Here is a 14,508-nt window from a genome sequence, read left to right as displayed (position 1 = left end):
TGTGTACGTAAGGGGGTTGGGCGCGACGCCGTGGCCGCCCCGGCCCGTCCGCAGCGAGGGGGCCGGTCAGCCGGCCGCTCGGGCGGAGACCGGGAGCCAGTCGAAGGAGTCCGCGCTCGGCCGGTCGCCCGGCTTGTACTCCAGGCCGACCCTGCCCGTGTAACCGGCGTCCTTCAGCTCGTCGAGGAGCCGCTCCAGCGGGAGCGAGCCGGTACCCGGCGCGCCGCGCCCCGGGTTGTCGGCGATCTGGACGTGGCCGGTCTTGGCGGCGTACGCCTTGATGACCTGGCCCAGGTTTTCGCCGTTCATCGACAGGTGGTACAGGTCCAGCAGGAACTTGGCGTTCCCCAGGCCCGTCGCCGCGTTGACCTTGTCGACGACCTCGATCGCGGCCGGTGCGCTGACCAGCGGATAGAGCGGCGACTCCGGCTTGTTGAGGGTCTCGACCAGGAGGATCGCCCCGATGCGGTCCGCCGCGCGGGCGGCCAGCACCAGGTTCTCCAGGGCGAGCGCGTCCTGCACCACCGGGTCCGCGCCCTCGACGCGGTTGCCGTACAGCGCGTTGAGCGCCGTGCAGCCGACCGAGGCGGCGAAGTCGGCCGCCACCTCGATGTTGGCCCGGAAGCGGTCCGACTCCGTGCCGGGCACGGAGAGCGCGCCGCGGTCGGGGCCGGGCAGCTGTCCGGCGTAGAAGTTCAGCCCCACCAGCTGGGTGCCCGCGTCGTCGAGCGCCTTCTTGAGGGCGTCGAGCTCCGCCTGCGGCGGGGTGGGGGTCTCGATCCAGGGCCACCACAGCTCGACCGCCGTGAAGCCCGCCGCGGCGGCTGCCGCGGGACGCTCCAGGAGCGGGAGTTCCGTGAAGAGGATCGAAAGGTTCACATCGAAGCGCTGGTCCGGGTATCCCATGAGGGTTTCGGCGCTCCTTCCGTATTGCGGAAGTTAGTTTCTGCTTAACGGAAGATTGCCCGGCGGGTGGCGGGACTGTCAAGGGGGTGCCGCGAAATTCGCCCCGGTCGGCGGCGTACGGAATCGGTGGCAGGAGCCCCTTCGGGCATACGAAAGCGGGGCGGGGGCCGCCGTCGACCCCCGCCCCGCCCGGCTCTCACGCCGTACGCGCCTCCCTCACCCGGCCGGGACCGTGTCCTCGAACGTGGTCCCCGCACTGCGGTACGCCCCGACCATCGCGTTGACCTGCGCGGGGGTGAGCACCTGGTCCTTCACATGCAGGACGTAGTCCACCTGCTGGTCGTAGGCGCGGGGCGTGGTGCTCGGCTGCCCCGCCAGGTCGATCAGCCAGTGGTTGAAGGCGATCACCATCGGCCGCTCGGGCAGATAGTCCGCCCCGTGCGTCGCGAAGTGCTCCCCGTCGACGTAGTACGTGATCTCGTCGTCGTCGATGGTCACCACCAGGTCGCGCCAGCCCGCGTACGAACGCCGGTCCACGGTGTGCGCGTTCACCGTCTCCCACGGTTCGGGCCGGTAGGTCTCCCAGGAGGTGGCGTAGAGGATGTTGGCCGGTTCGCCCCAGCCGCCGTTCGGCAGGTACTCGAAGTCGTACTCCGCGTAGTCGTCCGCCATCGGCGCGGTCAGGTCGTTGATCGCGAAGAACGTCTGCACGATGTGGTCGCCGTCCGGCCCCGAGCGCGGGGCGTCGGTGAACTTCACCCGGGAGGCGTACGTCCCGTTCTTGAACTTCATCGACCGCGTCGAGAACTCGGTGTGCTTCGTCGAAGCCGCCGTGCCCGCCGTCGACGCCTCCAGGTTCATCACCGAATTCCCGCCCTGCGAGGCGAAGGTGACGCCCGACGGGTCCCAGGTCGCGCCGAACAGTCCCGGGCCGCCCGAGCCGGACCGTACGCTCCAGCCGTTCGCCTGCAGCCTCGGGTCGGTGTGCGAGCTGTAGTTGAAATCGTCGAAGAGCACGGGCGGGTCGGCCGGCCCGTCGCCCCCGGGTGCCTCGCCCCACACGGTCGAGCCGTTCACATGGGCCGTCACCTTCGACCAGTCGCCGTACGCGGACTGCTGCGGGCCGAAGGAGTGGTCGTCGGACTGGAGGAGCGGGCCCCAGGACGTCTGGTGGAACCGGAGTTGCAGGTCACCGGAGTCCGCCCCCGGCGCCAGCGAACCCGCGCCCGGGGTGAAGCCGATCTCCAGATACCGGTCCGCCGTGGCCGTCGGGGAGGCAGGCGTCCCGAACGTGCCGGTGATGTTCGCGCACCCCTTCACCGCCCAGGAGCAGGCGAAACGGTACGCGGCGGAGGCCGAGTCGGCCTTGAAGTAGTACCGCACCTTGACGCTGCTCAGCGGTACGGAGGTGGAGCCGGCGTTCCGTACCTTCAGCCAGGGCTCGCTCTCGTAGGTCGTCGCCCCGGACGTGGTCGTCCGGTACTGCACGACGAGCCCGTCCGCCGCGGCGACCGCCGAGGACGGGATGGCGGCGAGCCCGGTGGCGGCCAGGGTCACGGCGGCGGCGGAGGCCAGGGCGGTGCGGAGTCCGGATCTTCTTCTGCCTCTGCGGCGGGTCTCGGCCGGTCTGTTCATGGGGGTGTTCCTCTCCGGGGCGGTCGCCGGGAACCTGACCAGTTCGGTCCACTGGTCAGCTCGCCTTCCGACGGGGGTTGAAGGTGGCATAGACCAATGAGGGCAGTCAACCCCCCTTATATGAAAGCCATTTGGTGAAATGTGCGTGATGGGACCCGCCCGCCCACGGGTCGTGAGCGTTATACTGCCCCTGACCAGCAAGCCAGTTGGTCGGGTCGTTCGGTCAACTGGTAAGAAAAGCAGGCCCGTCGAGAGGCCGAGAGGGGAGCGCATGGAGGCGGATGCGCCGGGGACGGTGCTCAAACGGGAGCGGACCCGCGATGCCGTGCTGGAGCTGATCGAGTCGCGCAGCCCCGGCGACGCGATCCCCTCGGAGCGTGCCCTGTGCGCCCTGCTCGGCGTCTCGCGCCCCACCGTGCGCGCGGCGGTCGACGAGCTGGTCGCCGCCGGACTCCTGGTGCGCGAACACGGCCGGGGCATGTTCGTCGCGCCCGCCAAGATCACCCAGGAGCTGGTGGCGGGGGGCCGGGCGCTGACCGTGCCGCAGGCGGCGGGTGCCTGGTCGAGCCGGCTGCTGGAGTTCACCACCCTCCAGGCGGGCGCCCGGGTCGGCCGCAAGCTGCGGATGTCACCCGCCGCCGAGATCGTCTACGTGGCACGGCTGCGGCTGGTCGACGGGGCGCCGATGGCCATCGAGCACCTGCACATCCGGGCCGAGCTGGTGCCCGGCCTCAGCGCGCAGGAGCTGGAGAGCGGCGACCTGTACGAGCATCTGCGCACCACCCACGGCGTGCACGTCCACGAGGCGGTCCAGGCGATCGAGCCCACCGTCGTCACCCGCGCCGAGGCCGGGCTGCTCGACGTCCCCGAGCTCTCCCCGGCCCTGCTCTTCGAACGGCTGACCTCCGACACCACGGGCCGCCCGGTGGAGTACGTCCACTCGCTCTACCGGGGCGACCGCTACCGGATCGTCTCCCGCCTCGCCCTGGGCCCGGCCGCCGAGGTCGCCCCGGACCGGGAGGGCCACCACCCGGGCATCCCGCCCGGCGATTTCGCGCACGGCGACGCGATCACCTCCTCCACCAGGGGGGACATCCAGGCGGGCGGCTGACCTCCGGCCGCGGTTACAGTCGTGGCCGAGCCGCGCGGAGCCCGCACCCGCGGCGAGGACATCAGGGAGGCACCGTGCGCTTGAGGGTGGAATTCACCACCGAGCCCTTCGATCTCGACGAGGCACCCGCCCACGCGGTGGTGGCCCGCGAGGTCATCCAGAGCGCCGAGCTCGACGCCGTGGACGTCGGCCCGTTCGGCAATACGGCGGAAGGGGGCGCGGACGAGGTCCTGACCGCCGTGGACTCCCTGCTGCGCCGGGCCCTGGCCTTGGGCGCCACCCGGGTCTCGCTCCAGGTCAACGTGATCGGGGAGGAGGTACGGTGACCGAATCCGCCGACCGCCCCCCGGCCGCCTCTTCCGCTGACCCCACGGCAGCCGCCGATCCCGCCGGTCACCCTCCGGTCACCGTCGACCACCCCTTCGTATCGGCCGTGAAGCCGCTTGTGGACGCGATGGGCGCCGAGCTGCTGGGCCCCGAGCAGGCCCAGCCGGACGATGTGGTGCTCGCGTGGGAGGGCCGGGACGTCATAGCCGTACGGCTGCCCCAGCTCTCCGACTCGCTGGACCACATCCTCGCCGCGCTGGAGAGACGGCACGGGATGCCGCTCGCCGACCTGGACCGGAAGGCCAAGCAGTCCGTCGTCCGGACCCTGGAGGCACGCGGTGCCTTCTCCGTACGACATGGGGTGGAGACCGTGGCCGGTGCCCTGGGGGTTTCGAGGTTCACCGTGTACAACTACCTGAACCGGGAACATTCGGCCAAGGGTGAGTAGTTGGCCCGAACGCGCCGAACCCGCCGAACACACAGGAAAGCCGCCGTCCGCATGCCGGGACGGCGGCTTTCTCCGTTCGCGAGATTTCAACAAAGTGTTGACGTCGTGTTGCGGAGGGCGTTAGCTATCCGCAGCCCGAACAACGCACAGCGAAAAACAGCCACGGAGGCTCCCGTGACTTCGAGCTCCACACCGGGCCTCACCCGGTTCAACATCCTGGCGGACGGCGAGGCCACCCCCGCGCTGCACGAGGTCTGTGCCAGTGCGGCCTGGGGGGAGACCGTCCTCGCCGGCCGTCCGTACGCCACCGAGGAAGCCCTGCTCTCCGCGAGCGACGCCGCCATGGCCGAGCTCACCTCGGAGGACCTGGCCGAGGCGATGGCGGGCCACCCGCCGATCGGCCGCCCGATCCCCGGTGACCCGACCTCCTCCCGCGAGCAGCGGGGGATGGCCGGCGCCTCCGAGGAGCTCAAGACCGAGATGCTCGAACTGAACCTGGCCTACCAGGAGCGGTTCGGACATGTCTTCCTGATCTGTGCCACCGGCGCCACCGGTGAGCAGATGCGCGACGCGGTGAAGTCCCGGATCGGGAACTCGCCCGAGCAGGAGCAGGAGATCGTGCGCACCGAACTGGGCAAGATCAACCGCATCCGGCTGACCCGTCTCGTACGGGAGACCCTCGCAGAGGAAGCTCCCGCACAGGACTCTTGAGATCTAGGAGAGTGACGGTCTTGAGTACCGACACGACCGCATCGGTGTCCACCCACATCCTGGACACCAGCATCGGCCGCCCCGCCGCGTCCGTCGCCGTCTCGCTCGCCGCCCGCAGCGGCAGCGGCTCGCCGTACGTGGTGCTCGGAGCCTCCGCGACCGATGCGGACGGGCGCTGCAAGGACCTGCCGGCCCTGCCGGAAGGCACCACCCATGTACGTCTCGACTTCGACACCGAGACGTACTTTTCCAAGAAGCAAGCCGAGGCGCAGCAGGACGCCCCCCGCGTAAGGGACAGCGGCGCGTTCTTCCCGGAGGTGACCATCGCGTTCGCGGTCGTCCCGGGCGAGCACTATCACGTACCGCTGCTGCTCAACCCGTTCGGCTACTCCGTTTACCGAGGGAGCTAGCACCGACATGCCCACGATTCTCGGCCAGAACCAGTACGGCAAAGCAGAGAACCGCGTCGTAAAGATCACGCGGGACGGCGACACCCACCACATCAAGGACCTGAACGTCTCGGTCGCCCTCTCCGGCGACATGGACGACGTCCACTACTCCGGCTCCAACGCCAACGTCCTGCCGACCGACACCACCAAGAACACGGTGTTCGCGTTCGCCAAGGAGCACGGGATCGAGTCCGCCGAGCAGTTCGGCATCCACCTCGCCCGCCACTTCGTCTCCTCCCAGGAGCCGATCCACCGGGCGCGGATCCGGATCGAGGAGTACGCCTGGGAGCGCATCGCGACCTCCGACGGCAACTCCAAGTTCATCGGCGCCGACGAGGTCAGGCACTCCTTCGCCCGCAAGGGCCAGGAGACCCGCGTCTCCCAGATCACCTACGACGGTGAGAACTGGGAGGTCATCTCGGGCCTCAAGGACCTCACGGTGATGAACTCGACCAACTCCGAGTTCTGGGGCTACGTCAAGGACAAGTACACGACGCTGAAGGAGGCGTACGACCGCATCCTGGCGACCGACGTCTCCGCGCGCTGGCGCTACAACTGGACCAGCGACGAACAGCGCATGCCGAACTGGGAGAAGTCCTACGAGCAGGCGCGCAAGCACATGCTCCAGGCCTTCGCCGAGACCTACTCCCTCTCGCTCCAGCAGACCCTGTACCAGATGGGTTCGCGGATCATCAACAGCCGCAGCGAGATCGACGAGATCCGCTTCTCGCTGCCGAACAACCACCACTTCCTGGTGGATCTCGAACCGTTCGGCCTCAAGAACGACAATGAGGTCTACTTCGCGGCGGACCGTCCCTACGGTCTGATCGAGGCCACCGTGCTCCGGGACGGCGTCGAGCCAAAGATCCCGGTCGACATGACCAACCTCTGACGCGGCACTGAACCTGCCCCCGTCCGTCCGCAGTCGGGCGGGGGCGGGTCATCCCGGAGGAATCACCCATGGCACAGCCTGCAACGGGGCCGGCCGAAGGCCCGAAACCCCTCACTGCCAAGGCAGTTCACCCGGTCGAAGCCCACTCGACCGCAGTTCATCCGGTCGCAGTTCACCCGGTGGATGAGAAGCTTCCTCCCGCGCGGCTCGTTCCCGCCGCGCTCCAGCACATCGCCGCCATGTACGCGGGCGTCGTCACCCCTCCGCTGATCATCGGCCAGGCCGTCGGCCTGGACACCGCCGGAATGACCCGGCTCATCGCCGCGAGCCTCCTGATCGCCGGACTCGCCACCCTCCTCCAGACCATCGGCCTCGGCACCTTCGCCGGGAACCGGCTGCCGTTCGTGAACGCGGCGTCGTCGGCCGGTATCGCCCCGATGCTCGCCATCGCCGAGACCACCGCGCCCGGACACCAACTCCCCGCGATCTACGGGGCGGTGCTCGTCGCCGGAGCCTTCTGCCTGACGGTCGGACCGTTCTTCGGCAGGCTGCTGCGCTTCTTCCCGCCGCTCGTCACGGGCGTGGTCATCACCCTCATCGGCGTCACCCTCATGCCCGTGCCGATCGCCTGGGCGCAGGGCGGCGACGCCACCGCCGCCGACTTCGGCGCGATGAAGTACCTTGCCCTGGCCGCCTTCACCCTCGTCGTCATCCTGCTCGTCCAGCGTTTCGGCCGCGGCTTCCTCAAGCAAGTGGCCCTGTTGGTGGGCATGTTCGTCGGCACGCTGGCCGCGATCCCGTTCGGACTCGCCGACTTCTCCGCGCTGAGGTCCGCACCGCTCGCCGCCCTGCCGACCCCCTTCGCCTTCGGAACGCCGGAGTTCCACCCCGCCGCGATCCTTTCCCTCTGCATCGTCATGCTCGTCCTGATGACGGAGTCCTCGGCCGGCATGCTGGCCCTCGGCGAGATCTGCGAACGCCGCACCGACGGCCGTACGATCACCCGGGGCCTGCGTACGGACGGCATCGCCACCCTGCTCGGCCCGGTCTTCGGAGGCTTCCCCACCAGCGCCTTCGCCCAGAACGTCGGCGTCGTCTCGCTGACCCGCGTGCGCAGCCGGTACGTCGTCGCGGCGGCGGGCGGCGCCCTGCTGGTCCTGGGAGCCTTCCCCGTACTCGGCGCGGTCGTCTCGCTCGTCCCGATGCCCGTCCTCGGCGGTGCCGGCATCGTCCTCTTCGGCTCCATCGCGGTGAGTGGTATCCGTACGCTCTCCGAAGCCGGGCTCGACGACAGCTCCAACATCATCCTGGTCGCGGTGGCGCTCGGCGCGGGCATCATCCCGCTCGCCGCGCCCGCCTTCTACGCCGGATTCCCGGCCTGGGCGCAGACCGTCCTCGGCTCCGGGATCAGTGCGGGAGCACTGGTCGCGGTCGTGCTCAACCTGTTCTTCCACCATCTCGGCACCCACAGCCGCCCCGCTGTGGCACTCAAATCCTCCTAGGGTCCTGCCGTGCCCACATCGCCACAGAGAGAAGAAGGAAGCACCATGGCAGCTTCGGCAGACCCTCAGCGCACCGTCATCGAGAACTGTTCGATCGCCACCGTCGACGCCCACGACACGGAGTACGCCTCCGGGTACATCGTCGTGGCGGACAACCGCATCGAGTCCGTCGGCGCGGGCAAGGCACCGGAGGGCCTGACCGGGGTCGTCCGGCGCATCGACGCCACCGGGCACCTCGCCACCCCCGGCCTGGTCAACACCCACCACCACTTCTACCAGTGGATCACCCGGGGCCTGGCCACCGACCACAACCTCTTCAACTGGCTGGTCGCCCTCTACCCGACCTGGGCGCGCATCGACGAGCCGATGGCCCGCGCCGCCGCGCAGGGCTCGCTCGCCATGATGGCCCGGGGCGGCGTCACCACAGCGATGGACCACCACTACGTCTTCCCGAAGGGCTCCGGCGACCTGTCCGGCGCCATCATCGGGGCCGCCCGGGAGATGGGCGTACGGTTCACCCTCGCCCGGGGCTCCATGGACCGCAGCGAGAAGGACGGCGGCCTGCCGCCGGACTTCGCCGTCGAGACCCTGGAGGGCGCGCTCGCCGCCACCGAGGCCACCATCGACGCCCACCACGACGCCTCCTTCGACGCCATGACCCAGGTCGCCGTCGCCCCCTGCTCGCCCTTCTCGGTCTCCACCGAACTGATGCGCCAGGGTGCGGAGTTGGCCCGGCGCAAGAACGTACGGCTGCACACCCACGGGTCCGAGACCGTCGAGGAGGAGCAGTTCTGCAAGGAGCTGTTCGGGATGGGCCCGACCGACTACTTCGAGTCCACCGGCTGGCTCGGCAGTGATGTGTGGATGGCGCACTGCGTCCACATGAACGACTCCGACATCGCCGCCTTCGCCCGTACGGGAACGGGCGTCGCCCACTGCCCCTCCTCCAACGCCCGCCTGGCCGCCGGGATCGCCCGGGTCCCCGACATGCTCGCCGCCGGTGTCCCGGTCGGCCTCGGCGTGGACGGCACCGCCTCCAACGAGTCCGGCGAGCTCCACACCGAGCTGCGCAACGCCCTCCTCATCAACCGCCTCGGCGCCCACCGCGAGGCCGCCCTGAACGCCCGTCAGGCCCTGCGCCTCGGGACCTTCGGCGGGGCCCAAGTACTGGGCCGCGCCGACCAGATCGGCTCCCTGGAGGCCGGCAAGCTCGCCGACCTCGTGCTGTGGAAGCTGGACACCCTGGCCCACTCCTCGATCGCCGACCCGGTGACCGCGCTCGTCTTCGGCGCGGCCGCCCCGGTGACCCTCTCCCTCGTCGACGGCAAGCCGGTCGTCGAGGGCAGCCGGCTCACCACGGTGGACGAGGACGCCATCGCCCGTACCACCCGCGACGAGGCCCGCCGCCTCGCGCAGATCGCCGCCGGGGCCTGACTCCGGCGGAACCGCTGAACTGCTGGGCAGTCACTGATCCCGGCGGAACCGCTGAGCCGTCAGGCAGTCACTGACCCCCGCTGAGCCGCGGGGCAGCCACTGATCCCGGCGGAACACCCGAACCGCCGGGACGGCAGTGATCCCCGGCGGAACACCTGAACCGCCGGGCAGCTGCAGAACAACCCCGGCGGTACCCCGACCGGCCGGTCGAGGGGGACGGCCCGAGACCGGCCGCCGTGGACCCGAGCGGGGTCCGCGGCAGCCGGTCCGGCGGACGCACACCCGATGGTGGGCGCCGCCGGACCGGTGATGAACGCTGCCCGCACGCACCCCGACCCGTGCGTTCCCGCACCCCCCTCCGTACGGCCTGCACCACCTGAGAGAGCCGCACCACCGCACCACTTACGCACCACCTCCCTGACACCCACGTCGCCGACGACGTGTAACCGACCGGAGGAACCGCCGTGGCCGCCAACAAGCCCAGGTTTCGCAAAGACGCATACGCAGACACAGCCGCCCTCGGAGCGACGGACGACACCGTCGTGGAAACAGCATCGGACGGCCGGAAACATCCGGTTGACGAGACCCTCCCGCCCCTGAAGATGTTCACCAGCGGCCTCCAGCACGTGGCCGCGATGTACGCAGGGGTGGTGGCACCACCCCTGATCGTGGGGCCCGCCGTCGGCCTCACCGCCAAGGAGACCGCCTTCCTGATGGGGGCGAGCCTCTTCACCGCGGGCATCGCCACCCTGCTCCAGACCATCGGCTTCTGGAAGGTCGGCGCCCGGCTGCCCTTCGTCAACGGCGTCTCGTTCGCCGGGGTCGCCCCGATGATCGCGATCGGCAAGGACCGGGGACACGACGGCATCGCCGTGATCTTCGGCGCGATCATCGTCGCGAGCCTGCTCGGCTTCGTCCTCGCCCCCTACTTCTGCAAACTCGTCCGCTTCTTCCCACCGGTCGTCACCGGCACCGTCATCACCCTGATCGGTGTCTCGCTTCTGCCGGTCGCCTTCAACTGGTCCCAGGGCGGCAACGCGGCGGCGGACGACTACGGTTCGATGACCAACATCACCATGGCCGCCGTGACCCTGGTGATCGTGCTGGCCCTGCGCAAGCTGCTGCGCGGCTTCCTCCAGCAGATCGCGATCCTGCTCGGCCTGGTCATCGGCACCCTGATCGCCATCCCGGCGGGCATCACCGACTTCAGCGCCATCAAGAACGCCGACGTGGTCGGCTTCCCGACACCGTTCGCGTTCGGCGGCCCGCAGTTCGAGATCGCCGCCATCATCTCCATGTGCATCGTGATGCTCGTCTGCATGACCGAGTCCACGGCCGACATGCTGGCCCTCGGGAAGATCGTCGGCCGGCCGGCGGACGAGAAGATCATCGAGGGCGGGCTGCGCGCCGACACCCTGGGCAGCGCCATCAGCCCGATCTTCAACGGCTTCATGTGCAGCGCCTTCGCCCAGAACGTGGGCCTGGTCGCCATGACGAAGATCCGCAGCCGCTTCGTCGTCGCGGCGGGCGGCGGCATCCTCATCGTGCTCGGCCTGGTCCCGATCGCCGCCTCCGTCATCGCCCTCGTACCGCTGCCGGTGCTCGGCGGCGCGGGCATCGTCCTCTTCGGTACGGTCGCGTCCAGCGGCATCCAGACCCTGGCCACCGCCGCCCTGGAGAAGGGCGAGAACGCGCTGATCGTGGCGGCGGCCCTCGGTATCGGCCTGATCCCGATCGCGGCGCCGCAGTTCTACCACGGCTTCCCGGAGAGCCTGCTGGTCGTCCTCGACTCGGGCATCTCGACCGGCTGTGTGGTGGCCATCGTGCTGAACCTCGCCTTCAACCACCTCGGCCGCAGGCCGGACGTGGAGGACGAGGAGCCTGCGAACGGCGAACACGTGGTCCCGGCGGCCACCGGGGTGGGCGTCCACTGACCCCCTGCTGGCCCCGGCCCGGTGAGACCCCCGCGCGGTCTCACCGGGCCGGGGCCGTGGAGCGGACGGCCGCCCGGCAGCTGTAGCGTCAGGGGTATGGAAGATCAGTCAGTTGTGGATGTCGGCGATGTGCGCCTCGCGTACCGGACCTGGGGCGACGCGTTCGGCTCGCCCGTCGTGCTGCTGCACGGCCTCGGCGGTTCCGCCGCGAACTGGGAGGCGGCCGGCTCCCTGCTGGGCCAGGAGTGGCGGGTCTTCGCGCTGGACCTGCGCGGCCACGGCGAGAGCGACTGGCCCGACGAGTACGACCTGGAGCTGATGGCCGAGGACGTCGTGGGCTTCCTCGACGAGCTGGAGCTCAACCGGGTGGGCCTGGTGGGCCACGGCATGGGAGGGGTGGTCGCCCGGCTGGTGGCCCATGAGCACTCCGACCGGGTGGAGCGGCTGGTGCTGGTGGAGACCCCGGCCCCGTTCCCCGGCGACCCGGGCCCGGCGGGGCGGCCGGAGGGCCCGGTGGACTACGACGAGAACGCGGTGCCCGCCGTACGGGACCAGCTCGCCGACCCCGGACCGGACGCGGCGGAGGGCCTCGGCGAGATCGTGTCCCCCACGATGATCATCACCGGCGGCCCGGAGAGCCGTATGCCCCAGGAGCGCCAGGCCGACATGGCCTCCCTGATCCCGGACTGCCGGCTGATCACGGTCCCGGGCGGCCACCGCATGCACGAGACCCGGGCCGACCAGGTGGCGGCGCACATCACGGAGTTCTTCACGAGCTGAGGCGCGTGCGCCCGGCTGGGGGTGTGCGGGGTGGGTCAGGCGGGTCCGGCCGGGGGAGTTGGGCGAGTCAGGCCGGGCGAGACCGGGGCCGGTCGGCGGGGTGAGTCAGCTCCGTCCAGTACGGCGTCGGGCTGCGGTGCAGGTCAGGGGCGTCGGCAGGGCGTTGTCAGTGGTGGCTGTCACCATCGGCACCATGGACTTCGACCGTGCCCTGTTCCTTGCCGAGCTGGACGCCCAGCCCTGGGCCTCCTACACCCACGCCTACGGCAGCGCCGAGGACGTCCCCGACTGCCTGCGCGCCCTCGCCGGGGACGACGACGCGGCGGCCGAGGAGGCGCAGAGCGAGCTGTACGGCAGCATCCTGCACCAGGGCTCGGTGTACGAGGCGTCGGCGAAGGCGGTGCCGTTCCTGGCCCGGATAGCCGCGGCGGGCATCCGCACGCCGGATGTGCTCCTGCTGATCGGCGGGATAGCGGAGGGCGGCGCGGACCCGGACGGGAAGGCCGCGCTCCCGGAGAGCGACGAGGTGGCCTGCCGCCGGGCCGCCGTCGCACAACTGCCGCTGCTGCTGGCCTCGGTGGGACACGAGGACCATGCCGTACGCCAGTCTGCGGCCTGGGCGGTGGGGGCGACGGGAGCGGCTGCGGCCGGCCCCGCCGTGCCGGTGCTCCGCGACCGGGCCGCCGTCGAGAGCGACCCGCTGGTCCGCGCGGAACTCCTGTCGGCCCTGGCCCGGTTGGACCCCCATGGCACCGCTTCGGCGGCGGCGGAGGCCGTCGGCCCGGACAGCCCGCCGGAGCTGCGGATCGCGGCCGTGCTGGCCTGCGTGGACATCGGGCTGCCGTGGACCCGGGCCCACCACGATGCGGCGCTGGCCCTGCTTCCCCTGGACCGCCTCCTCACCGACCGGTTCGACCTCGCCCGCAGGGAGCCCCTGCACCACATCACCGTCACCCTGCTCCTCCGGGACACCGGGGCGGACCGGGAAGCGGTGTTCGCGCTGCTCGATGCCGCGCTGCGCGGCGATGATCCGGAGGCCCGCGCCGAGGCGGTGTGGGCGGCCAGGGACGCGTGCGAGCTCTCCCGCAGCGCGCCCGCGCGGCTGGTCCCCGCGCTGATATCGGCGGCTGCGGTCGACGGGGCCGCGGCGGACGGGGCGGGTGACGCGTCCGGTGCGCTGTCGGCGCTCGGGAAGCTCGGCCCGTGCGGGGCTCCCGCCGCCGACACGCTGGCGGTACGTGCGTCGGGCGAGGGCGACGGTGCGGACCGCGCCCTCGAAGCGCTGGTCGCCGTCGCTCCGGAACGGGCCGCGCCCCTGATCGCCCGGGACCTGGAGCGGCGCCCCCGGGCGCTCGAAGCGGCCTGCGGCGGGCCCGCCGGGTCCCTGCCGGGCGTGCCGTACGACCCCGAGCTGCTGGCGGCGGTCCGGAAGAGGCTCGGCACGATGGAGCCCGGCGGCCGCACCCCCTTCCGGCTGGCGGCGCTGCTCACGGCCTGGGGCCCGGCCGCGGCCGCCGCCGTCCCCGAACTGCTCGCCGCGCTGCCCGCCTTCCCCGGACTGCTGCCCCGGGTGCTGGCCTCCGTCTGTCCGCCCGGTCAGCACCCCGAGGTGGCGGACGCGTTGCGGACGCGCGCCCGGACCGGCCCGGCGGACGACCGGATCGGGGCGGCCCGCGCGCTCCACCAACTGACCGGTGATCACAGCCTGCTGCTGCCCCTGATCGCGGAGCGGCTCACCGCGGGCGCCGGGGGAAGCGGGGACGGGATACGCGAGGCGGCGACGGCCGTTGCCGCCGTCGGGCCCGCCGCCCTGCCGCTCGCTCCCGTGCTCCGAGGCGCGCTCAACGCCCCCGGCACCCGGCGCACCTTTCCGCAGATGGACGCCGACACCGCGATCGCCACCGCCCTCCACCGCATCACCGGCGACGCGGCGGACGCGGTGGAGGTGCTGGCCGGCATCCTCGGCGCCGACGACCTGCGCTGGGGGCGCTGGATCCTGATCCGCACGGCCCGGGCCGCAGCGGACCTCGGCCCGGCGGCGCGGCCGCTCGTCCCCGTACTGAAGGCGCTGCTCACCGACCCCGAACAGGTGCCCGCCGCGGTGCTAGCCCTGCACGCCGTCACACCGGAGGAGCTCGACACCGGGCACCTGGCCGGGCTCCTGCTGGACGCGGCGGAGGCGGGTGCCGCCCCGTTCGAGGCGGTGGACGCCTTGGAGGCGCTCGGCGTGGCCATGCTGTCCGAGGAGCACCGGAAGCGGCTCATGGGGCTGGCGGAGCGGGACCTGAGAGTGGTGAGGTCCGGGGTGGAGGGCACGGTGGAGGCCGCGGACGAACGGCTGCGCGCGAGGGTGCGCGCAGTGGTCCGGGGCGGATGACC

At 71.3% G+C, this 14,508-nt stretch carries 13 protein-coding genes; 11 read left to right on the top strand and 2 right to left on the bottom strand.

Translation table 11 applies throughout. The annotated features are described in order from the left end of the window. Positions 1–66: 66 nt before the first annotated feature. Complete coding sequence (locus ACFW9Z_RS09820) at positions 67–906, bottom strand: TIM barrel protein (RefSeq protein ID WP_384637077.1); 840 nt, start codon at positions 904–906, stop codon at positions 67–69. A gap of 216 nt (positions 907–1,122) precedes the next feature. Continuing rightward, a complete protein-coding gene (locus ACFW9Z_RS09815; RefSeq protein ID WP_384637074.1) occupies positions 1,123–2,541 on the bottom strand; it encodes a cellulose binding domain-containing protein in 1,419 nt (472 codons plus the stop codon). Positions 2,542–2,812: 271 nt separating this feature from the next. Here ACFW9Z_RS09815 and ACFW9Z_RS09810 point away from each other — a divergent pair, with 271 nt between their 5' ends. The 11 genes from ACFW9Z_RS09810 to ACFW9Z_RS09760 all read left to right on the top strand — a co-directional run bounded on the left by ACFW9Z_RS09810 (position 2,813) and on the right by ACFW9Z_RS09760 (position 14,506). Further along, on the top strand, positions 2,813–3,652 hold the full coding sequence (locus tag ACFW9Z_RS09810) for a GntR family transcriptional regulator (protein WP_384637071.1): 840 nt from the start codon (positions 2,813–2,815) through the stop codon (positions 3,650–3,652). 74 nt (positions 3,653–3,726) lie between these two features. Continuing rightward, positions 3,727–3,978, top strand: coding sequence for a hypothetical protein (locus ACFW9Z_RS09805; protein WP_384637068.1), 252 nt, complete (start codon positions 3,727–3,729; stop codon positions 3,976–3,978). Then, positions 3,975–4,427, top strand: coding sequence for a helix-turn-helix domain-containing protein (locus tag ACFW9Z_RS09800; protein WP_384637065.1), 453 nt, complete (start codon positions 3,975–3,977; stop codon positions 4,425–4,427). Before ACFW9Z_RS09805 ends, ACFW9Z_RS09800 begins: the two co-directional genes overlap by 4 nt. Before the next feature lie 174 nt (positions 4,428–4,601). Beyond that, a complete protein-coding gene (gene uraD, locus ACFW9Z_RS09795) occupies positions 4,602–5,138 on the top strand; it encodes a 2-oxo-4-hydroxy-4-carboxy-5-ureidoimidazoline decarboxylase (RefSeq protein WP_384637062.1) in 537 nt (178 codons plus the stop codon). 20 nt (positions 5,139–5,158) lie between these two features. After that, positions 5,159–5,548, top strand: coding sequence for a hydroxyisourate hydrolase (uraH, locus tag ACFW9Z_RS09790; RefSeq protein WP_384637059.1), 390 nt, complete (start codon positions 5,159–5,161; stop codon positions 5,546–5,548). 7 nt (positions 5,549–5,555) lie between these two features. Beyond that, positions 5,556–6,479 (top strand): factor-independent urate hydroxylase, encoded by a 924-nt coding sequence (gene pucL, locus ACFW9Z_RS09785; RefSeq protein WP_384637056.1) that lies wholly within the window; start codon positions 5,556–5,558, stop codon positions 6,477–6,479. A 68-nt stretch (positions 6,480–6,547) separates the two neighbouring features. Further along, positions 6,548–7,981 carry a nucleobase:cation symporter-2 family protein gene (locus tag ACFW9Z_RS09780; protein ID WP_384637053.1) on the top strand — a complete coding sequence of 478 codons (1,434 nt, stop codon included), beginning with the start codon at positions 6,548–6,550 and terminating at the stop codon, positions 7,979–7,981. A 45-nt stretch (positions 7,982–8,026) separates the two neighbouring features. Further along, the gene (locus ACFW9Z_RS09775) at positions 8,027–9,415 is read left to right on the top strand and encodes an 8-oxoguanine deaminase (RefSeq protein ID WP_384637050.1); all 1,389 of its coding nucleotides are present in this window, start codon (positions 8,027–8,029) and stop codon (positions 9,413–9,415) included. Positions 9,416–10,017: 602 nt separating this feature from the next. Next, complete coding sequence (locus tag ACFW9Z_RS09770) at positions 10,018–11,349, top strand: nucleobase:cation symporter-2 family protein (protein WP_384637533.1); 1,332 nt, start codon at positions 10,018–10,020, stop codon at positions 11,347–11,349. A gap of 96 nt (positions 11,350–11,445) precedes the next feature. Next, positions 11,446–12,129 carry an alpha/beta fold hydrolase gene (locus ACFW9Z_RS09765; protein WP_384637047.1) on the top strand — a complete coding sequence of 228 codons (684 nt, stop codon included), beginning with the start codon at positions 11,446–11,448 and terminating at the stop codon, positions 12,127–12,129. Positions 12,130–12,322: 193 nt separating this feature from the next. Then, positions 12,323–14,506 carry a HEAT repeat domain-containing protein gene (locus tag ACFW9Z_RS09760; protein WP_384637044.1) on the top strand — a complete coding sequence of 728 codons (2,184 nt, stop codon included), beginning with the start codon at positions 12,323–12,325 and terminating at the stop codon, positions 14,504–14,506. Positions 14,507–14,508: the final 2 nt, after the last annotated feature.

The organism is Streptomyces sp. NPDC059452 (assembly GCF_042750035.1).
Classification (GTDB): Bacteria; Actinomycetota; Actinomycetes; order Streptomycetales; family Streptomycetaceae; genus Streptomyces.
Note: the sequence above shows the minus strand (reverse complement) of the source record. Positions and strands in the feature narration are given on the sequence as shown.